Raw genomic sequence first — 18,541 nt, 5'->3', positions numbered from 1 at the left:
GTAAGCGTTAATAAGGGGCCCCTCCTTTCACTCGCGGAGGGCGACCACCGAGAAGAGGGCGCCCTGCGGGTCGCGGAGGGCGGCGATCCGGCCGGTCTGGATGTCCCGGGCCGGCACCAGGACGTCACCGCCCAGCTCGGTGGCGCGCCTCGCGGCGTCGTCGGCGTCGGCCACGGCGAAGTAGACCGCCCAGTACGCCGGCAGGTCGGCCGGGAACCCGTCGCCCAGCGGCGGCATCATCCCGGCGACCACCCGGTCCCCGAGCCGCCAGCCGGTGTAGTTGGTCGGGTCCGTCGGGTGCTCCTCCGGCTGCCAGCCGAAGACCAGCTCGTAGAAGGTCTTCGCGCCCTCCGGGTCGGGGGTGACCAGCTCGGTCCAGCTCAGCGCGCCGGGGACGTTGAACACCTCGGCGCCGCGCATCGCCATCGGCTGCCAGACGCTGAACGCCGCGCCGGCCGGATCGGCGAAGACCGCCATCCGCCCCTGGTCGAAGATCTCCAGCGGGGGGACCACCACCTGCCCGCCGGCCTCCGTGACCCGGGTGGCGACCAGGTCGGCGTCGTCGGTGGCCACGTAGGTGGACCAGATCGGCACCTGGTCCGGGGTGGCCGGCGGCCCGGCCCCGGCGGCGGCCAGCCCCTCCCGGAGGAAGGTGGTGTACCCGCCCGCCTCCGGTTGCGGCGCGACCCGGCCGGTCCAGTCGAACAGCGCGGCGTAGAACCGCTTCGCGTCCGCCAGGTCGGGTGTGGCCAGGTCCGCCCAGCAGGGGGTTCCCGGCGGTACGGTCTGCACGCTGCCCCCTCCCGGCGGGCGGTGCCCGGTGGCCCCGCCCCTTGCCGGCATCGTGGCATCGCCGCGTGGTCCGCCGCAGGCGAACCGCGCAGTTCGTTCGGGTACGGCGGGCGACCGGCCCGACCGGCGGACGCCGGACCACCCCCCGTTGCGACGTCGTCCCGCCGTACAGCGGTCCGGGGCGGCTCAGCGGGTCGGGGCGGTCGGTGCGTCGACGAGCGGGCCGGGCAGCGGCGCGGTGTGCAGCACGGTCAGCCGGGAGACCGCCCGGGTCAGCACCACGTACAGCCGGTGCAGTCCGCGCGGCTCGGCCGCCACGATCGCGGCCGGTTCGACGGCCACCACCTGGTCGTACTCCAGGCCCTTGACGGCGGTCGCGCCGACCACGGTGACCCGCGTGGCGGCCTCGACGTCGTCGGCGGTCGCGGTCTCGACCCCGGCGGCGGCGAGCGCCGCGCGGAGCCGGTCCACCGCGTCGTCGGCGGCGACCACCCCGACCGACCCGTCGTGCGTCAGCGCCGCCCGCACCTCGGCCACCGTCGCCGCCACCAGGTCCGGCACGGTACGCACGTCGAGCGCGCCGTCGCGGCGCAGCGACTCGGCCGGCGGTACGTCGACGGCGAGCGCCGGGAGCAGCCGGTTCGCCAGCGCGACCACGGCGGCGGGTACCCGGAACCCGACGGTCAGCGGCACCACCGCCGCGTCCGGCTTGCCCAGGTGGGCCAGGGACTCCCGCCAGTCGGTGGCGGACCACGGGGCGGTGCCCTGGGCCAGGTCGCCGAGGAGGGTGAGCGACCCGTGCTCGCTGCGCCGGGCGATGGCCCGGCACTGCATCGGGGAGAGATCCTGTGCCTCGTCGACCACCACGTGCCCGAACCCGGCCGGCCGTTCCAGCAGCCCGGCGGCCTCGTCGACGAGGACCGCGTCGGCGGCCGTCCAGCGGGTCGCCTTCGGCGTCCGGCCTGGCCGGCCCGCGCGGAGCAGCTCCTGCTCGGCCGGGGTGAGCAGCCCGTCGGCCGCCGTGGCCAGCACCTGCGGGTCGGTGTAGAGCAGGTGCAGCAGCCCCTCCGGGGTGAGCGCCGGCCAGGCCGCGTCCAGGAAGTCGGTCACCGGTCGGCACCGGCCCATTCGGCGCAGCCAGGCGTCGCCGGGTGACTCCGCCCGCCGGGACTCGGCCTGCAACTGGAGCAGCGCCACCACCCGGGCCCGGACCCGCTCCCGACCGGTGGCGTACGGCAGCCCCTCCCGACGGGTCTCCTCGACGATCCGGCGCAGCGGGTCCACCCCGATCCGCCAGCGGAACGACCCGTCGGAGACCACGATCGGCTCGGTCGCCCCGCTGACCCGCGCCTCGACCGCCCGGCGGAGCACCTCGGCCAGCCGGACGTCGTGCTTGAGCGCGGCCACCTCCGGGGCGTCGACCGCGCGTACCGGCACCCGGGCGACCAGCTCCTCCACCGTGGTCTGGGCGACCTCGACCTCGCCGAGGGCGGGCAGCACGGCGGCGATGTACGCCAGGAAGGCCCGGTTCGGCCCGACCACCAGCACCCCCGACCGGCGCAGCCGTTCCCGGTGCAGGTAGAGCAGGTACGCGGCCCGGTGCAGCCCGACCGCCGTCTTCCCGGTGCCCGGCGCGCCCTGCACGCAGAGCGAGGTCTCCAGGTCGGCCCGGACCAGCTCGTCCTGCTCGGGCTGGATGGTGGCGACGATGTCCCGCATCGGCCCGACCCGGGGCCGTTCGATCTCGCCGGTGAGGATCCGGCTGGCCGTGCCCAGCTCCTCGCCCCGGCCCAGGTGCTCGTCCTCGAAGCTGGTCAGCTCGCCCCGGTCGAAGCCGAACCGGCGGCGGACCGTCACCCCCTGCGGGTCCCGGGCGCTGGCCCGGTAGAAGAGCCGGGACAGCGGCGCCCGCCAGTCCAGCACCAGCGGCTCACCGAGGTCGTCGGTGACGTGCCGCCGCCCCACGTGGTGCTCCGCGTCGGCGAAGGTGAGCCGACCGAAGAAGAGCGGGGTGTCGGGCTGGTCGGCCAGTTCGGCGACCCGGCGGGACAGTGTCCGGCCCAGCGTCTCCGCCGCGTAGGGGTCACCGGCGACGTGCTGGCCGGTGGAGAAGAGCGCCTCGGCCCGCTCGCGCATCCGAGCCAGCGCGGCGCGGGAGGTCGCCAGGTGCGCCTGCTCGGCGGCGAGGGCCGTGGCGAGCCCGCGCTCCGGGCGGTCGGCGGTGTGCCGGCTCCCCGCGCGGTCGGCGGTGTGCGGGGGCGGGGCGGTCGGTTCGACTGACTGGGCCATCGGGCGGACCTTTCGCAGACGCTGACGCCCCCCGACCTGCGGCCGGAGGGTCCGTCGATCGAGGTGGCCGCCCGGCGCTCCATCTCAGGTGGTGTCGGCTGTGCCCGTGCAGGTGGACGCGGCGTTGCCGCGCGGCCGTCGATGGTACGCGCAGCGCACGCCCCCGGCGACCGATTTCCGGTACCGGAGATTTGCTCCCCTCTCGCCCCGGTCGTCCTGCTTGCTTCGAACTAACCGGTGGTCAAGGTCGGCGGTGGCGCCTCGCCTCGGGCTTGTCGGTGTGGTGACCCTCGTCCTCCTGTAGAGCTGCCCTCACAGACGGGGCAGGGCGCGGCAACCCGGTGAGAGCGGAGAGCGTACGACGTCCGCGGGTGTGGGCGTCGGATCCGGTACCCACTGCCGGCCGCGGTGCTGAAACGATCACGACCTGTGGCTGGTGGCCGCCGCGACGGTCCTGGGGCGGCCCTGCCGGCGTTCGGTGCCCCTGGTCGGACCTTCTCCGCAGGGGCGAGGGGCGGTGGCGGGGGGCGGGCGGTAGTGCGGTGTGCTGTCGGGCGTAAACGTGGTCGCACAGATGGGGCAGTTCGAAAGGGGCGGGCTCCGGGGTGCCCGTCCCGGGCTGTTGTCGCCGCTGTCAGGTCCACCGGTCGACGCACCGCCGGGCGGACCGAGATCAGAATCCTGTTCGTCTTCAATCCGTGGCGGTCGGCGATTCTTCTGGTGGTCGGGGACAAGTCCGGCCAGTGGAACCGTCGGGGGTCGCGGTGACCAGGGGGCGGACCTCCTGGGCGACGAACCGGACGAAACCCTCCGGGTCGGGGTCGTCGGGGGTGGGTTGCAGCACCACCGTGTCGGCCCCGGCGGCCGCCCAGCGCCGTACCTCGGCCGCGATCGTCGCCGCGTCGCCGGTGGCCGCCCGGTGGGTGGTCGAGTCGTACCCCCAGCGGGCCCGTTCCCGCTCCATCCGCGCGTCGGCGTCCGGGCCGGTCGCCGCGTGCAGGTAGACGGTGACCGGGTGCGGGTCGGTCCGCCCCACGGCGCGGCGACCCTCCTCGACCAGGGCGCGGGCGGCACGGAGCCGGTCCGGGGTGGTACCGCCGGTGAGGATGGTGCCGTCGGCGATCTCCCCGGCCAGGCGCAGGGTGCGCGGCCCCACCGCGCCGACCCGGATCGGTACGGGTGCGGCCGGCGGCCAGTCCAGGGCCACCTCGTCGAGGCGGACGTACCGGCCGTTGCGGGTGAGCCGGCGGCCGGCGAGCAGGCCGCGCAGCGCCGTCACGTACTCCCGGAGCAGGGTGACCGGGGACTCCACCCGGGCCCCCACCTGCCCCATCCACTCCTGTACCCCGTGCCCGACCCCGACGTGCACCCGGTCGGGGAAGAGCCGGTGCAGGGTCGCCGTCTCCATCGCGGTCAGCGCCACGTTGCGCAGCGGTACGGGCAGCAGCCCCACCCCCACCCGGAGCCGGTCCGACCAGGCCAGCGCCGCCGCCGCGCTGGCGATGCCGCTGGCGAGGAAGCAGTCCTCCCAGAGCCACAACTCGTCGAGGCCCGCCTCGTCGGCGGCGCGCACCACGGCACGCAGCCGTTCGGGCGGAAGTTGGGGCAGGAAGACGGCACCGAGCGTGGTCATGTCAGCAGCCTCTCTCCATCATGGATGCTGTGCAAGGAAGGGCCCCCTGTTAACGCATTCGGTAGAGGAGGGGGCCCTTCCAAACCGGGGTGGGCGGGCGGGCAGGCGGTTACGCGGCGGCCAGCGGTTGCGGGGCGGGGGCCGTGGGAGCCGGCGCCGACCGGACCGGGCCGCCGGCGGCGGTGGTGGACAGGCCCACCACGTGCTGGTACAGCTCCTCCGGGGTGAGCCGGAGGTACGCCGGTGCCCCGATCCGCCGCTCGTACCGTTCCATGGTCACCAGGAAGGCCAGGGCGTACGCCGAGCTGAGCGTGAGGAACGCGGCCGACCAGGCGGCGATGACCACGTGCTCGCCCTGCGCCAGCCGGGTCACCGCGAGCCCGAGTCCGCCCAGGTTGACCGCGGCGAAGGCGCGGTACGCCCAGGTCAGCCCGGTGCCGCTGGCGCGGCCGGTGCGCTTGCGGCTCACCCCGAACCCGCGTTCCCCACCGGCCAGGTCCCGCAGGGCGTCGATCATGGGCAGGGTGTCGGCGACGCCGAACGCCTCGCTGTGCACCAGGTGGTAGTTGCCCCGGCCGAACAGCACGACGGTGACGATCGACAGCACCATGAAGGTCAGGAAGGCGAAGCCGTACACGGCGTACGGGCCGGAGACCGGGGCCACCCCGGTCAGGACCGCCGCGATCGGCGCGACCAGGTACGCCACCCGGTTCAGCCCCTGGAGGTGGGTGACCAGGGCGCTGAGGTAGTTCAGCCGCTGGGAGAGGGTGAGACCGCGTACCCACAGGGGCGAGTCCGGGTTGCGGAACAGCAGGCGCAGGCTCCCCGAGGCCCACCGGCGGCGGGTCCGGTAGTACTCCTCCAGGTTCTCCACCTCCAGCCCGTACGCCAGCGGGGTACGCAGGTAGACCGAGCGCCAGCCCCGGGCGTGCAGCCGCAGCGAGGTGTGGATGTCTTCGGTGGGGGTGTCCGGGGCGAAGCCGCCGGTGGTGTCGAGCGCGCTGCGCCGCAGCATCGCCGAGGTACCGGTGTAGATCGCGCTGTTGGTGCGGTTCTTGGTGGGCTGGATGCCCCCGTAGAACATGGCCTGCTCGTGCCAGCCGGCGTCGTCGCCGCGCCGGCGGCGGAAGGTGAACGACTCGGTGTTGTAGAACGACTGCGGGGACTGCACGACCGCCACCTGCGGGTCGTCGAAGTACCCGATGGTCTGCTCGATCAGCTCCGGCAGCGGCACGTGGTCCGCGTCGAGGGTGACGACGAACTCGGCGTCGGTCGCGGTGAGCCCGGCGTTCAGGTTGCCGGCCTTGGCCCCGCCGCGCTCGGTGCGGGCCAGGTACCCCGCGCCGTACCGGTCGGCCAGCTCGCGTACCTCGTCGCGGGCCGCGTCGTCGAGGACGAGGACCCGGCGGACGCCCCGGACCCGGGTCGCCCCGATGACCGTGGGCTCCAGCACGGAGAGGGGTTCGTTGAGGGTGGGGATGAGGATGTCGACCGTCTTCGTCGTCCCGGTCACCACCCGGGGCACCGGCCGGACGGCGCGGCGCAGGCTGACCACGAAGAGGATCGAGGTGAACAGGCCGAACATCTCCGCCGCCCAGGCCAGCGGCCCGAACCAGACCCCCCAGTTGGCCACCACGGTCCGCCAGACGGCGAAGACCACGGCCAGGGTGAGGAAGGCGACGTAGAGCACCGGGAGGTACCAGGGGTCCCGGTCGGTGGTCTGTTGGAGCCGGTAGGAGGTCATCGGGTACCTGCTTCCTGGTCGACGTTGGAGGTGCCGGGCGGGGCGGCGACGAGCCGGGACAGGTCGTGGTGCAGGGCGGGCGCGGCGACCAGCACCCCGCTGCCCAGGGCGGTGACCCGGGCCCCCGCCTCGCGGGCGACGAGCGCCCCGGCGGCCCAGTCCCAGCGGGCCAACTCGTCCTCGTAGTACGCGTCGTAGCGGCCGGCGGCGACCCAGCAGAGGGTCAGCGCGGCGCTGCCGTTGCTGCGGATGTCCCGGACCGCCGGGAGCAGCCGGTGCGCGGTGGCCGCCTGTCGGGCCCGGGACGCCGAGCCGTAGCCGAAACCGGTGGCGACCAGCGCCCCGGCCAGGTCGACCGGGTCGGTGACGGCGATCGGTGCCCCGTCGAGCCGGGCACCCTCGCCGCGCACGGCGGTGAACGTCTCGCCGCGTACCGGGTCGTGCACCACCCCGGCCACCGCCAGCCAGTGCCCGGGGCCGTCCGGCCGGCCGGTCCGCCGTTCGCAGGCGACGCTGACCGCGAAGTCCGGCAGGCCGTACAGGTAGTTGGTGGTGCCGTCGAGCGGGTCGACCACCCAGCGCAGGCCGCTGGTGCCGGCCCGGACGGTGCCCTCCTCGCCGAGCAGGCCGTCCGCCGGCCGTTCCGCGCCGAGCACCCGGATCACGGCGTCCTCGCTGGCCAGGTCCGCCTCGGTGACCGGGTCGGTGCCGGTGGACTTGTGCCCGAGCAGCCGGGTCCGGCCGGCCCGGCGGCGCAACTCCGCGCCACCGGCCTCGGCGGCCCGGACGGCGACCGCGAGCAGGTGCCGCGCCAACCCGGTTCCGGTGGTCGTGCTGGTCGCGGTCGTCGCGGCGGTCACGGCCGGCTCGCCAGCAGCCGGACCGGCGTGGCGCTGACCCGCTCCGCCTCGGCGAACACCCGTTTCCGGTACGCCCCGGGCAGGCGGGCCGCCGCCGGCAGCACCGTGCAGCGGTGCACGGTGTCGTCGGCGTACGGCAGGGCCACCCCGGCGATCGGCAGCACCTCGACCGCCGAGTCCGGCCCGACCAGAGCGGAGACCTCGGCCCACCGGCCGGCGGCGTCGACGGGTACCCCGACGACCAGGTGGTGCTCCCCGGCGGCGGTGGCCCGCACCACCGCCAGGGAGCCGCCCGGGATGCCGGCGGCGTCCTCGATTGCCCGGCGGAACTCCGGGTACGCCTCGTTGGCCTCGAAGTCGCCCAGCGCGCAGGCGAGCTCGACGTCGTGCGCCGGCCACTTGCCGAGGAAGTACCGGTAGTTGGGGCCCTCGGTGCGCCGGTTCGCCGCGACGCTGCGCAGGTGCGGCAGGTGCACGCCCCAGAAGTCCCGGCCCACCGTGATCGGCGTCCCGGTCCGGGCCACCCGGTACGCCCACTCCAGGTCCTCCACCCCGTACCCGTGGAAGTTCGGGTCGAAGGTGAGGTCGTGCGCGGTGACCAGGGCCCGGGGCAGCGCGATCAGCGCGGTCCAGGCGAACGACCAGGGGATCACGTGCCGGGCGGTGAGCCGGGGGTCGGCCTCGACCGGGCCACCGGCGGCCAGGTCGTCGAGCACCGTCCGGTAGTGCTCGTACGGCCGGACGTCGACCTCGACCACGTCCCCGGTGTTGTTGTCGTAGTCGATCATCTGCCCGACCAGGCAGATCCGCTGCCCGGCGGCGAAGTGCCGGTCGTACAGGTCGGCCAGGCAGTGCGCGGGCAGCGCCATGTCCACGTCCATCAGCACCAGCACCTCGCCGGTGGCCGCCCGCAGCGCGAGGTTGCGGGCGTAACCGACCTGCCACGGGCGGTCGGCGAGCACCGAGACGATCCGCAGCCGGTCGGTGTACTCCCGGCACAGCGCCAGGTAGGCGTCGTCGAGTTCGAGGACGCCGAGGACAACCTCGAACTCGTCGGTGGGCAGGGTCTGGTCGGCGAGCGCGGCCAGGGCGAGCCGCAGGTTGTCCAGCCGGTCCCGGTACGGCACCACCACGCTGACCTTCGGGCCGGCGGGTCCGGGAGCGGCGCGCTGCGGGTCACTCACCGAGGTCTCCCGGGGCGAGCAGCACCTTGCAACTGCTCTCGTCGGTCGGGCCGAAGCGGCGGGCGTCGAGGTCGCAGCCCAGCGCGGCGAAGCCCTTCGGGTAGTCGGCCAGCGGCACCACGTGGCTGACCAGCCGCCCGGTCGGGATCCGGCCGGAGGTGACCAGGTGGAACGCCTCCACGAAGGACCCGTGCAGGGAGTCGATCGAGCCGATCACCGACAGGCTCCGGTCGGCCAGCAACATGGTGTCGATCGAGGCGAGCTGCCGCTTCAACCCGATCGACATGTACGTCCCGCCGCAGGCCAGCTCCGGGAACAACTGCTCCAGCAGGACCGAGGTGGTGTCGACCACCACGTCCAGCGGGGCCAACGGGTCACCGAAGAAGTCCGTCCGGGCCGCGTCGAGCGAGGCGTACGCCCGTACCCCCTCGGGGAGCCGGTCCTGGGCGAAGGCGAGCCGGGCCGGGGAGTGCTCGACCACCACCGGGGTCAGGCCCCGCAGCGACAGCGCCCAGGCGTAGAGCAGCCCGAGCGGCCCGGCCCCGAAGACGTACGTGTTCGCGGCCAGCGACGGTGGCTGGATCTTCCGGACCCCGGCCAGGACGCAGCTCAGCGGCTCGGTCAGCGCCGCCGCCTTCAGCGAGACGTGGTCGGGCAGCCGGTGCACGAAGGCGGAGGTGGTCCGGTACCGGCCGGCGAACGCCCCGTCGTAGCTGACCCCGCTCTCCGTGCCGTGCTTGTTGACGCAGTGGTTGATGCGCTGGGTCCGGCACATCCGGCACCGCCCGCAGTACGGCGTCGGGTTGATCACCACCCGGTCGCCGACGGCGACCTCGGTCACCGCCGGGCCGACCTCGGCCACGATCCCGCTCGCCTCGTGGCCGAGGGTCACCCCGCTCACCGCCACCGGGTAGCTGCCGGAGACGATGCCGAGGTCGGTGCCGCAGATCCCGCAGTACCGGATGTCGACCACCACGTCGTCGTCGGCGACGGCGTGCAGATCGGGTACGTCGCGCAGTTCGACGTCCCAGGCGGCGTGGTAGGTGAGCGCCTTCACGGCCGACCCTCCCTCTCGTAGGTGCGGAGCGCGTCGCTGAGCCGGACGAGGAGTTCCCGTACCTCGTCCGGGGTGATGATCAGTGGGGGCCGGATCTTGACGGTCCGGCCGAAGCCGTACCGGCTGCCGCGCACGATGAGGCCGTGCTCCCGGGCCACCCGGATGAAGGACTGGACGTCCAGGCTGGTCGGCAGGTCGAAGGCCTGCATGAGGCCGACCCCCCGGACGTTCGACACGTTCGGGAACCGGCGGGCCAGGTCGGTCAGGCCCTGGTGCAGCGGGCCGCCGACCGTGGCGACGTTCTCCAGGACCCGGTGGTCGCGCAGGTACCGGACGGTCTCCTCCAACGCCACCAGGGCGAGCGGGTTCGCCCCCGAGGTGGTCGAGTGCTCCCACGGTTCGAGGACGTCGAGTTCCGGTCGCATCAGCACCCCGGCGACCGGAATGCCGACCCCGCCGGCGCCCTTGGCGAAGGTGATGATGTCCGGCCGCAGCTCCTGGGCGAACCCGGTCGAGGCGAAGAACGATCCGGTACGGCCGAAGCCGGTCTGCACCTCGTCGGCGATGATCAGGACACCGAGCTTGTCACAGGTCTCCCGGAGCACCCGGAAGTATCCGGGCGGGGGCACGATGTTGCCGCCGTTGCCGAGCACCGGCTCGACGATCAGCGCGGCGACCTGCCCGCTGGAGGCGTACTCGACGAAGTCCTCCAGGCGGGTCGCGCAGAGCATCCCGCACCGGTCGGGGCGCTGCGAGTAGAAGCAGTTCGCGCAGTCCGGGGCAGGGATCTTGACGGAGTTGGCGAAGGGCAACGAGAAGCTGCGGTGCCGGAAGGCGTTGCCGGAGACGCCGGTCGCGCCGACGGTCTGCCCGTGGTGGGACAGGAACAGCGAGAAGATGTCCGACTTGCCGGTGGCCTTCTGCGCGATCCGGATCGCGCCCTCGGTGGCGCCGGACCCGGTGATGTCGCGGAACCAGAACGCGCCGATGTGCGGCGGCAGGAACTCACGCATCATCTCGAATATCTCCAGAGACTTCTCCCTGGTGAAGTCCGAGGAGAGGTGCAGGCACCGGTCGAGCTGGGCGTGCAGCGCGTCGACGACCTCTTTCGCGGAATAGCCGAGAGAGAGATTGAAGGTCCCCGAGGCGCAGTCGATGTACTGCTTTCCGTGGGCGTGCAGATAGATGCCCCGACCGGTGTACTCGCTTAATCCTGACGAAGGGGCCTCGGTCACGCTGGAAGTCAATCTACGATCCTTTCCGCGCCGTTTTTGGGCAGCGGTGAGCGGCGGGTGAGGCTGCGGGCCGCACACCGTGGTCCATCGGTTCTGAAGGCTGTGTCTGCTAGTTGACCTGCGTGGGTGTCGGGTAGGCGACGGCTGCTGGTCGGATCGTCCAGGCCGGATTGCCCGGGTCGGTCGTCGTTTCGGGTCGGTCGGTGGGCCCCTGCTCGTGGCCGTGGGGTGCAATTAACCTGCGCGTCACCGGGGCTTGTGACAAATGTGTGGAAGCGCTCCCACCGGTGACGTTTGCAAGCCTGCTCGCGGGGTGGTGCGGTGTCAAGCCGGATCGTTTCTCGATTAACGTCGATATCGTTCTGACCAGCATGGACGGGGTGGTGGCGGGCGCTGTGCGTTAGCTCACCCGAGTTGCCTGCGCGCAATTTCCACGGCGTGTCGGACGGGCTCCGGTTTCCGGCCTGTTCGTCCACCATTTCGGGTGGTCGTGACAGTTGTTATCGACAAATGACGAAGATATGTCGTGGCTGCTCAGTAACCGGGTGACCGACCGGTGTCGTCGATGTCGGTGTTAAGAGCCCCACCCGGGTACCGCTACCCCTGCGGCGCGGTGCCGCCCCGGATCGCCGTGGTGCTCGCCCGGACGGCCGGCGGTGCGCCTCCGCGCCGGCCGCGTCGGCCTCGCCCCGGAGCGCGGGCCGCTGGCGGGTCGGGTGCGGGGTGGGCCACTCCGGTACCCGCCGGTCGGGCCCGCCGGGACCGGCGGGGTTACGGTCGGGGCATGGCTGAGCGCATCGCCCGCCCACGGGTCGGACACATCCAGTTCCTCAACTGCCTGCCGATCTACTGGGGGCTCATGCGGTCCGGTGCGCTGATCGACGTCGACCTGCACAAGGACTCCCCGGACCGGCTCAGTGCCGCGCTCGTCGCCGGGGACCTGGACATCGGGCCGATCTCCCACGTCGAGTACCTGCGGCACGCCGACGACCTGCTGCTCCTGCCGGACCTCGCGGTCGGCAGCGACGGCCCGGTGCTCTCGGTGAACGTCGTCTCCACCCGGCCGCTGGCCGACCTCGACAACGGCAAGGTCGCGCTCGGCTCCACCTCCCGCACCGGGGTCCTGCTGGCCCAGTTGCTGCTCGGCGAGCGGTACGGGGTGCGCCCGGAGTACTTCCGCTGCCCGCCGGACCTGACCCAGATGCTGCTGGAGGCCGACGCCGGGGTGCTGATCGGTGACGTGGCGCTGCGGGCGCTCTACGAGGCGCCCCGGCGCGGGCTGGAGGTCACCGACCTGGGGCAGGCCTGGCGGGAGTGGACCGGCCTGCCGATGGTCTTCGCCGTCTGGGCGGTCCGCCGGGAGTTCGCCGCCGCCCACCCGGGCCTGGTCAAGGAGGTGCACGAGGCGTTCCTGCGCTCCCGGGACCTCTGCCTGGCCGAGCTGGACCAGGTCGCCGAGGCCGCCGCCCGCTGGGAGCCGTTCGACGCGGCGACGCTGGCGTCGTACTTCCGGGTGCTGGACTTCTCCCTCGGCGACCGGCAGGTGGCCGGGTTGCGCGAGTTCGCCGGCCGGGCGGCGGCGCTGGGTGCCGCCCCGCCGCTGCCCTCCGGCGGCCCGGCCTTCTTCACCGGCTGAGCCGCGCCCGCCACTGCCTTCGGTGCCCGCTGCCGCCGCGCCCGCCGCCTCACGGTGTGAGAAGGGTTCCCTTCTCTACCGCAGGCGTTAACAAGGGGCCCTTCCTTACACGCGGAGCAGGGCTTCGGTGATCTTCTGGCAGTTGTCCATGCCGTACTCGTAGCCCCGGTTGATCGGGTACCGGACCATCACGCCCATGGTCCAGTCGTCGGCGACGGCGAGGCAGTTGACGTGGATCTCCTGCTCCTGGGTACGGTCGACCCAGCCGTTCTTGATCGCGATCTGCTTGCGCTCGCTGGTGGGGAACGCCTTGCGGATGCCGAAGTCGCCGACCCCCCGGACCAGGCGCATCTCCTTGAGCAGCCAGTCGGTCCACTCCGGCCCGGCGGCGTCACCGTCGGCGATGCACTTGCCCAGCCGGGTGGTGTCCCGGGTGGAGAGGTTGGTCCGGCTCCAGCCCCTGTCGGCGGCGGGGCTGCTGTCGGTCATGTCGCAGATGGAGACCATCCGCTTGATCGAGGCGGAGCGGCCGACCTCGGTGTAGAGCCGCTCGGTCCGGGTGTTGTCGCTGTCCCGGATGATCAGCGTGAGGTCGGCGAGCTTGGCGTCGGTGGGGGTACGGCCGTCGTCGTCGGTGCGCCGCAGGTAGTCGGCCACGATCCAGGCCTTGATCAGCGACGCGGTGGTGCTGGTCTCGGACATGTTCTCGGAGCCGGTGATCGTGCCGGTCCGGGTGTCCATGACGCTCCAGCTCCACCAGCCGTCCAGGTCGAGGTCGACCTCGGTGGTGCTGAGGTCGAACGGCAGCGGCTCCAGGGAGGGGCTGGGCTTCGGCGTGGGGCGCGTGCTGCGGGTGGTGGGGGCCTCGTCGGCGCGGGTGGCGCTCTCGGGGCTGTCGCCCCAGCGGGCGACGGCGGTGGAGGCCAGCGGGGAGCCCGGCAACAGCCGCAGCGAGACCAGGACCAGGCCCAGCAGCACGGCGGCGATGGCGAAGAGTTGCAGCGGCGAGGTGCCGCCGTCGCGGCGGCGGGAGCGCCGGTCGCCGGCCATCAGAGCTTGCCCACCGGCTGCTGCGGGATCTTGAGCGCGGCGCCGGGCTGCGGGGTGACCAGTTGGGTGGCGACGCTGGCGCAGACGTCGGCGCCGTAGTCCAGCCCTCGTGACTGGGGGTAGCGCAGCAGCACGGCGAGGCTCCACTTCTCGGTGACGGCAAGACAGTTCACGTGCCAGTTGCCGTCGTAGTTCAACGGGGTCCAGCCGTTCTTGATGCTGACCCTGCCCTGCTCAACGATCGACTCGGGCAGACCGTCGATGATCCCCCAGCGCCCGCCGCCCTGCCGGGCCTGCTGGTCCGCCGGGTCGGTGCTGCCCCGGACCTTGCTCATCTCGTCGAGCAGGAACCCGGTGTGCGTCGGCCCGGCGGCCCGTCCGTCGGCGAGGCAGTTCCCGAGCCGGACGGCGTCCCGGGCGGACATCTCGGTGAAGCTCCACCAGCCGATGTAGCCCGGAACCCGGCCGGGGCGGGTGTCGGTCAGGTCGCAGGTCTGGACCATCCGGCGAATGGTGGCCTGCCGCCCGGCTGCGTCGTACAGCCGGTTGGCGGCGTCGTCGTCGCTGTCCCGGATGGCCGCGGAGATGTTCCGCCGGCCCCGCTCCGGGACCGGGGCGTCCCCGAGTTCGCGCAGGTATTCGGCGGCGAACCATGCCTTGATCATGGACTCGGTCGAGTTGGTCTTCGCCATGTTCTCCGCCCCGGCGATCTCACCGGTGGCCCGGTCCAGCAGGGCCCAGGAGAAGAACTCCCCCTTGAAGTCCACCGACACCGGCCCGGCCGCGAGGGTCGGCGGGGGTGGGGCGGTCGGCTCCGGCGGAGTCCACGCCACGCCACCGTCGCCGGGGCTGCCGGTGTCGCCGGTGAGGCGGGCGTACGCGGTCGGCACCACCAGGACGCCGCCGAGCAGGGCGAACACGACGGCGAGCACCATGATCACGCGAGATCGCATGAGTGGGTGAACTCCCTGTGGTCAGGGCCGGGGGAGACCGGACGGGCTTGCCGAACGGCAGGTCGCGCCTCCTGGCCGGGGGATGGCCTGGGTCGTGCCGACGGTTGTCGTCAGCCGCTCGGTGTGACCGGCAAAGCTTACGTCCGGACCGGTCCGGCGGCAGTGCCCGGCGGTCGGCGACGCGCCCGGAGCTCGGGAGATCGGACCGGTTTGCGGCGCTTGCGCGGATTCACCTTCGTTCCGTGACCTACTTCATAGGTTTGCGCCGTCGTCGCGCGCTGCGTCGGTCGCCCTGAGACGGAAAGGCTCTTCGGAATTCTGTTACACCCTCTGGTGCTCCGAGGTGCGAGCTGTAACACTTGTCGGCATGTATGGCAACGACTTCGGTCCGGCGGACGCGCCCGGCGGTGGCCTGCTCGGTGAGGTCGAGGCGGCGGAGGAGGCCCTGCGTCGGGCCGCCACGCGCGACCGGCGGGGTGTCGTCGCGGAGTCCGCCGAGGATCTCCCGACGTACTTCGCCGGGGTCATCGAGGCGGACCAGAAGATCGAGCCACGCGACTGGATGCCGGAGGCGTACCGCCGGACGCTGATCCGGCAGATCGCCCAGCACGCCCACTCCGAGATCATCGGGATGCAGCCGGAGGGGAACTGGATCAGCCGCGCCCCCTCGCTCAAACGCAAGGCGATCCTGCTCGCCAAGGTCCAGGACGAGGCCGGCCACGGCCTCTACCTGTACGCGGCGGCGGAGACCCTCGGGGTGACCCGGGAGGAGCTGGTCGACCTGCTCCTCGCCGGCCGGCAGAAGTACAGCTCGATCTTCAACTACCCCACCCTGACCTGGGCCGACGTCGGCGCGATCGGCTGGCTGGTGGACGGGGCCGCGATCGTCAACCAGGTGCCGCTGTGCCGCTGCTCCTACGGGCCGTACGCGCGGGCGATGATCCGGGTCTGCAAGGAGGAGTCGTTCCACCAGCGGCAGGGGTACGAGATCCTGCACACGCTGGCGCACGGCACCGAGGCCCAGCGGGCGATGGCCCAGGACGCGGTGGACCGCTGGTGGTACCCGTCGCTGGCGATGTTCGGCCCGCCGGACTCCGACTCCACCCACTCGGAGCAGTCCATGGCCTGGAAGATCAAGCGGTTCTCCAACGACGAGCTGCGGCAGCGCTTCGTGGACATGTGCGTGCAGCAGGCGGAGATCCTGGGGGTCCGGCTCCCCGATCCCGACCTGCGCTGGAACGACGAGCGCCAGGCGTACGACTACACCCAGCCCGACTACGACGAGCTGATGCGGGTGATCAAGGGCAACGGGCCGTGCAACCGGCAGCGGATCGAGCACCGGCGGCGGGCCCACGCCGACGGCGCCTGGGTCCGCGAGGCCGCCACGGCGTACGCCGCCAAGCGCGCCGAGGAGCAGGAGAGGGTGGCGGCATGAGCGAGCACGGCGAGGTGGCGGCATGAGCGAGCGCAGCGAGCGGGCGGTGCCGCTCTGGGAGGTATTCGTCCGGGCCCGGCGCGGGTTGTCCCACAACCACGTCGGCAGCCTGCACGCCCCCGACGCCGAGCTGGCCCTGCGCAACGCCCGGGACCTCTACACCCGCCGTCAGGAGGGGGTGTCGATCTGGGTGGTGCCGGCCGGGGCGATCACCGCCTCCAGCCCGGACGAGAAGGACGCCTTCTTCGACCCGGCGGCCGACAAGGTGTACCGGCACCCGACCTTCTACGAGGTGCCGGACGGGGTGGCCCACCTGTGAGCGACCTGTTCGAGTTCGTCCTGCGGCTCGGTGACGACGCGCTGGTCGCCGCGCAGCGGCTGGCCGAGTGGACCTCCCGCGCCCCGGAGATGGAGGAGGACGTCGCGCTGGCCAACATCGCGCTGGACCAGCTCGGCGCGGCCCGCCTGCTGCTGTCGTACGCGGGTGAGCTGGAGGGTGCCGGCCGGGACGAGGACGCGCTGGCGTACCTGCGGGGTGACCGCGAGTTCCGCAACTGTCTCCTGGTCGAACTGCCCAACGGCGACTTCGCCGTCACCATGGCGAAGCTGTTCTGCCTCGCCGCGTACCAGCGCATCCGGTACGACCGGCTGGTCACCTCCACCGACGAGCGGCTCGCCGCGATCGCGGCCAAGGCCCGCAAGGAGTCGGCGTACCACGTCGACCACGCCGCCCTCTGGGTGCGGCGGCTCGGCGACGGCACCGAGGAGTCGCACCGCCGGATGCAGGCGGCGGTGGACGAGGTCTGGCCGTACACCCACGAGCTGTTCGCCACCGACGAGCTGGCCGCCCGCGTGGCCGAGCGGGGGATCGCGGCGGCCCCGTCGACGCTGCGGGAGGAGTGGCTGGGCGCGGTCGAGCCGGTGCTCGCCACGGCGACGCTGACCCGCCCGGCGGACGGCTGGGCCCCGGGCGGCGGGCGCGACGGGGTGCACACCGAACACCTGTCGTACCTGCTCGCCGAGATGCAGGTGCTGCACCGGGCCCACCCGGGCGCCCGATGGTAGACGTGCGGGCGGCCGTGGCGGCGGTGGTGGACCCCGAGATCCGGGTGGTCACCATCGACGACCTCGGCATCCTGCGGTCGGTGGAGCAGGACGCGGCCACCGGCCGGGTCACCGTGACGATCACGCCGACCTACACCGGCTGCCCGGCGATGGACGTGATCCGGGCCGACATCCGCCACGCGCTCACCGCCGCCGGGCACCCGGACGTCGAGGTGCGGACGGTGCACAGCCCGGCCTGGAGCACCGACTGGATCTCCGACGCCGGCCGGGCCAAGCTCGCCGCCGCCGGGATCGCCCCACCCCCGCCGGCCGGCGGGACCGGGCGCGCGGTGGTGCCGCTGACCCTCGCGGTCCGCTGCCCGCACTGCGGTGCGCCGGAGACCGAGCAGGTCAGCCGGTTCGGCTCCACCGCCTGCAAGGCGTTGTGGCGGTGCCGCTCCTGCCGGGAACCCTTCGACCATGTGAAGGCGCTGTGACTGTCACCATCACCCGCCCGGTCCGCCGCCGGCCGGTCTTCCACCCGCTGCCCGTGGCCGCCGTCGACCGGCTCACCGCCGACGCCGTGGCGGTCACCTTCGCCGTACCCGAGGAGTTGCGGGCCGTCTTCGCCTTCGCCGCCGGTCAGCACCTGACCGTGCGGCGTCCCGCCGGGGCCGGCGACGCGGCCGGCGGGGACGTGCGCCGGTCGTACTCGATCTGCTCCACGCCGGAGGAGCTGGCCCGGCACGGCCGGTTGCGGATCGGGGTGCGGGAGGTGCCCGGCGGCGCCTTCTCCGCCTACGCCTGCGGCGTGCTGCGCAGCGGCGACACCGTCGAGGTGCTGCCCCCGCTGGGGCACTTCACCACGGCGTTCGCCCCGGACCGGGTGCGCCGCTACGGCGCGGTGGTCGCCGGTTCCGGGATCACGCCGGTGCTCGCGCTGGTCGCCACCGCGCTGGCCGTCGAGCCGGCCAGCACCTTCACCCTGGTGTACGGCAACCGCACGGCGAACACCGTGATGTTCGCCGAGGAGCTGGCCGACCTGAAGGACCGGTACCCGACCCGGCTGCACCTGGTGCACGTGCTGTCCCGGGAGCCGGGCGAGTCGCCGCTGCTGTCCGGGCGGGTCGACGCCGACCGGCTGACCCGGCTGCTGGACACGCTCGTCCCCGCCGACGAGATCGCCGAGTGGTTCCTCTGCGGCCCGTACGGGCTGGTGGTGGACGCCAAGGCGGTGCTGGCCGCGCGCGGGGTGCCCGAGTCGGCGGTGCACAGCGAGCTGTTCTTCGTCGACACCCCGCCGGAGCCGGTCCGCCGCCCCGCCGACCAGCCGGGCACCGGCGCCGAGGTCACGATCGTGCTGGACGGGCGCTCGTCCACGTTCACCATGGGCCGCGACGAGCGGGTGCTGGACGCGGCGCTGAAGGTCCGCGGCGAGCTGCCCTACGCCTGCAAGGGCGGGGTCTGCTCGACCTGCCGGGCGAAGGTCGTCGACGGGGCCGTGACGATGGCCCGCAACTACGCCCTGGAGCCCGACGAGGTGGCCGCCGGGTACGTGCTGACCTGCCAGTCCACCCCCACCACCGACACCCTCACCGTCGACTACGACGCCTGATCCCGGCCTGCGGC

At 73.2% G+C, this 18,541-nt stretch carries 16 protein-coding genes; 6 read left to right on the top strand and 10 right to left on the bottom strand.

Annotation, left to right across the window (positions count from 1 at the left end; all coding sequences use genetic code 11):
• Nucleotides 1–27: 27 nt before the first annotated feature.
• The 8 genes from ACQUFX_RS24005 to ACQUFX_RS23970 form a co-directional block, all read right to left on the bottom strand.
• On the bottom strand, nucleotides 28–792 hold the full coding sequence (locus ACQUFX_RS24005) for a VOC family protein (protein ID WP_428962546.1): 765 nt from the start codon (nucleotides 790–792) through the stop codon (nucleotides 28–30).
• Nucleotides 793–978: 186 nt separating this feature from the next.
• Nucleotides 979–3,081 carry a HelD family protein gene (locus tag ACQUFX_RS24000; RefSeq protein WP_428962545.1) on the bottom strand — a complete coding sequence of 701 codons (2,103 nt, stop codon included), beginning with the start codon at nucleotides 3,079–3,081 and terminating at the stop codon, nucleotides 979–981.
• Between the two features lie 691 nt (nucleotides 3,082–3,772).
• Nucleotides 3,773–4,714 (bottom strand): LLM class flavin-dependent oxidoreductase, encoded by a 942-nt coding sequence (locus tag ACQUFX_RS23995; protein WP_428962544.1) that lies wholly within the window; start codon nucleotides 4,712–4,714, stop codon nucleotides 3,773–3,775.
• A gap of 109 nt (nucleotides 4,715–4,823) precedes the next feature.
• The gene (locus ACQUFX_RS23990; protein ID WP_428962543.1) at nucleotides 4,824–6,458 is read right to left on the bottom strand and encodes a glycosyltransferase family 2 protein; all 1,635 of its coding nucleotides are present in this window, start codon (nucleotides 6,456–6,458) and stop codon (nucleotides 4,824–4,826) included.
• Nucleotides 6,455–7,318, bottom strand: a complete 864-nt coding sequence (locus ACQUFX_RS23985; protein ID WP_428962542.1) for an inositol monophosphatase family protein — start codon at nucleotides 7,316–7,318, stop codon at nucleotides 6,455–6,457. Before ACQUFX_RS23985 ends, ACQUFX_RS23990 begins: the two co-directional genes overlap by 4 nt.
• The gene (locus tag ACQUFX_RS23980) at nucleotides 7,315–8,502 is read right to left on the bottom strand and encodes a glycosyltransferase (protein ID WP_428962541.1); all 1,188 of its coding nucleotides are present in this window, start codon (nucleotides 8,500–8,502) and stop codon (nucleotides 7,315–7,317) included. The genes ACQUFX_RS23985 and ACQUFX_RS23980 overlap by 4 nt, the downstream gene beginning before the upstream one ends.
• Nucleotides 8,495–9,559, bottom strand: coding sequence for a zinc-dependent alcohol dehydrogenase (locus tag ACQUFX_RS23975; RefSeq protein ID WP_428962540.1), 1,065 nt, complete (start codon nucleotides 9,557–9,559; stop codon nucleotides 8,495–8,497). The genes ACQUFX_RS23980 and ACQUFX_RS23975 overlap by 8 nt, the downstream gene beginning before the upstream one ends.
• Nucleotides 9,556–10,794 carry an aspartate aminotransferase family protein gene (locus ACQUFX_RS23970; protein ID WP_428962539.1) on the bottom strand — a complete coding sequence of 413 codons (1,239 nt, stop codon included), beginning with the start codon at nucleotides 10,792–10,794 and terminating at the stop codon, nucleotides 9,556–9,558. Before ACQUFX_RS23970 ends, ACQUFX_RS23975 begins: the two co-directional genes overlap by 4 nt.
• 784 nt (nucleotides 10,795–11,578) lie before the next feature.
• Between ACQUFX_RS23970 and ACQUFX_RS23965 the strand changes: the two genes are divergently transcribed.
• Nucleotides 11,579–12,430: a menaquinone biosynthetic enzyme MqnA/MqnD family protein gene (locus ACQUFX_RS23965; protein ID WP_428962538.1), complete on the top strand. Its 852-nt coding sequence runs from the start codon at nucleotides 11,579–11,581 to the stop codon at nucleotides 12,428–12,430.
• 105 nt (nucleotides 12,431–12,535) lie between these two features.
• Here ACQUFX_RS23965 and ACQUFX_RS23960 read toward each other — a convergent pair whose 3' ends face one another.
• On the bottom strand, nucleotides 12,536–13,480 hold the full coding sequence (locus tag ACQUFX_RS23960) for a serine hydrolase (protein ID WP_428962537.1): 945 nt from the start codon (nucleotides 13,478–13,480) through the stop codon (nucleotides 12,536–12,538).
• Nucleotides 13,480–14,433: a hypothetical protein gene (locus ACQUFX_RS23955; RefSeq protein ID WP_428962536.1), complete on the bottom strand. Its 954-nt coding sequence runs from the start codon at nucleotides 14,431–14,433 to the stop codon at nucleotides 13,480–13,482. The genes ACQUFX_RS23960 and ACQUFX_RS23955 overlap by 1 nt, the downstream gene beginning before the upstream one ends.
• Before the next feature lie 367 nt (nucleotides 14,434–14,800).
• On the opposite strand from ACQUFX_RS23955, the gene paaA reads away from it, so the two are divergent.
• The 5 genes from paaA to paaE are packed head-to-tail and all read left to right on the top strand — an operon-like array spanning nucleotide 14,801 to nucleotide 18,527.
• Nucleotides 14,801–15,868: a 1,2-phenylacetyl-CoA epoxidase subunit PaaA gene (gene paaA, locus ACQUFX_RS23950; protein WP_428962535.1), complete on the top strand. Its 1,068-nt coding sequence runs from the start codon at nucleotides 14,801–14,803 to the stop codon at nucleotides 15,866–15,868.
• 22 nt (nucleotides 15,869–15,890) lie between these two features.
• Nucleotides 15,891–16,187, top strand: a complete 297-nt coding sequence (gene paaB / locus ACQUFX_RS23945) for a 1,2-phenylacetyl-CoA epoxidase subunit PaaB (protein ID WP_428962534.1) — start codon at nucleotides 15,891–15,893, stop codon at nucleotides 16,185–16,187.
• Nucleotides 16,184–16,933 carry a 1,2-phenylacetyl-CoA epoxidase subunit PaaC gene (gene paaC / locus ACQUFX_RS23940; RefSeq protein WP_428962533.1) on the top strand — a complete coding sequence of 250 codons (750 nt, stop codon included), beginning with the start codon at nucleotides 16,184–16,186 and terminating at the stop codon, nucleotides 16,931–16,933. Before paaB ends, paaC begins: the two co-directional genes overlap by 4 nt.
• Nucleotides 16,927–17,409 (top strand): 1,2-phenylacetyl-CoA epoxidase subunit PaaD, encoded by a 483-nt coding sequence (paaD, locus tag ACQUFX_RS23935; protein WP_428962532.1) that lies wholly within the window; start codon nucleotides 16,927–16,929, stop codon nucleotides 17,407–17,409. The genes paaC and paaD overlap by 7 nt, the downstream gene beginning before the upstream one ends.
• A complete protein-coding gene (gene paaE / locus ACQUFX_RS23930; RefSeq protein ID WP_428962531.1) occupies nucleotides 17,406–18,527 on the top strand; it encodes a 1,2-phenylacetyl-CoA epoxidase subunit PaaE in 1,122 nt (373 codons plus the stop codon). The genes paaD and paaE overlap by 4 nt, the downstream gene beginning before the upstream one ends.
• Nucleotides 18,528–18,541: the final 14 nt, after the last annotated feature.

The organism is Micromonospora fluostatini (assembly GCF_050410825.1).
Classification (GTDB): Bacteria; Actinomycetota; Actinomycetes; order Mycobacteriales; family Micromonosporaceae; genus Micromonospora; species Micromonospora rosaria.
Note: the sequence above shows the minus strand (reverse complement) of the source record. Positions and strands in the feature narration are given on the sequence as shown.

Coding starts and splice junctions, on each gene's coding strand:
- ACQUFX_RS23965 (WP_428962538.1), top strand. CDS start 11,579: ATGGCTGAGCGCATCGCCCGCCCACGGGTCGGACACATCCAGTTCCTC.
- paaB (WP_428962534.1), top strand. CDS start 15,891: ATGAGCGAGCGCAGCGAGCGGGCGGTGCCGCTCTGGGAGGTATTCGTC.
- ACQUFX_RS23995 (WP_428962544.1), bottom strand. CDS start 4,714: ATGACCACGCTCGGTGCCGTCTTCCTGCCCCAACTTCCGCCCGAACGG.
- paaA (WP_428962535.1), top strand. CDS start 14,801: ATGTATGGCAACGACTTCGGTCCGGCGGACGCGCCCGGCGGTGGCCTG.
- ACQUFX_RS23960 (WP_428962537.1), bottom strand. CDS start 13,480: ATGGCCGGCGACCGGCGCTCCCGCCGCCGCGACGGCGGCACCTCGCCG.
- ACQUFX_RS24000 (WP_428962545.1), bottom strand. CDS start 3,081: ATGGCCCAGTCAGTCGAACCGACCGCCCCGCCCCCGCACACCGCCGAC.
- paaD (WP_428962532.1), top strand. CDS start 16,927: ATGGTAGACGTGCGGGCGGCCGTGGCGGCGGTGGTGGACCCCGAGATC.
- ACQUFX_RS23955 (WP_428962536.1), bottom strand. CDS start 14,433: ATGCGATCTCGCGTGATCATGGTGCTCGCCGTCGTGTTCGCCCTGCTC.
- ACQUFX_RS23990 (WP_428962543.1), bottom strand. CDS start 6,458: ATGACCTCCTACCGGCTCCAACAGACCACCGACCGGGACCCCTGGTAC.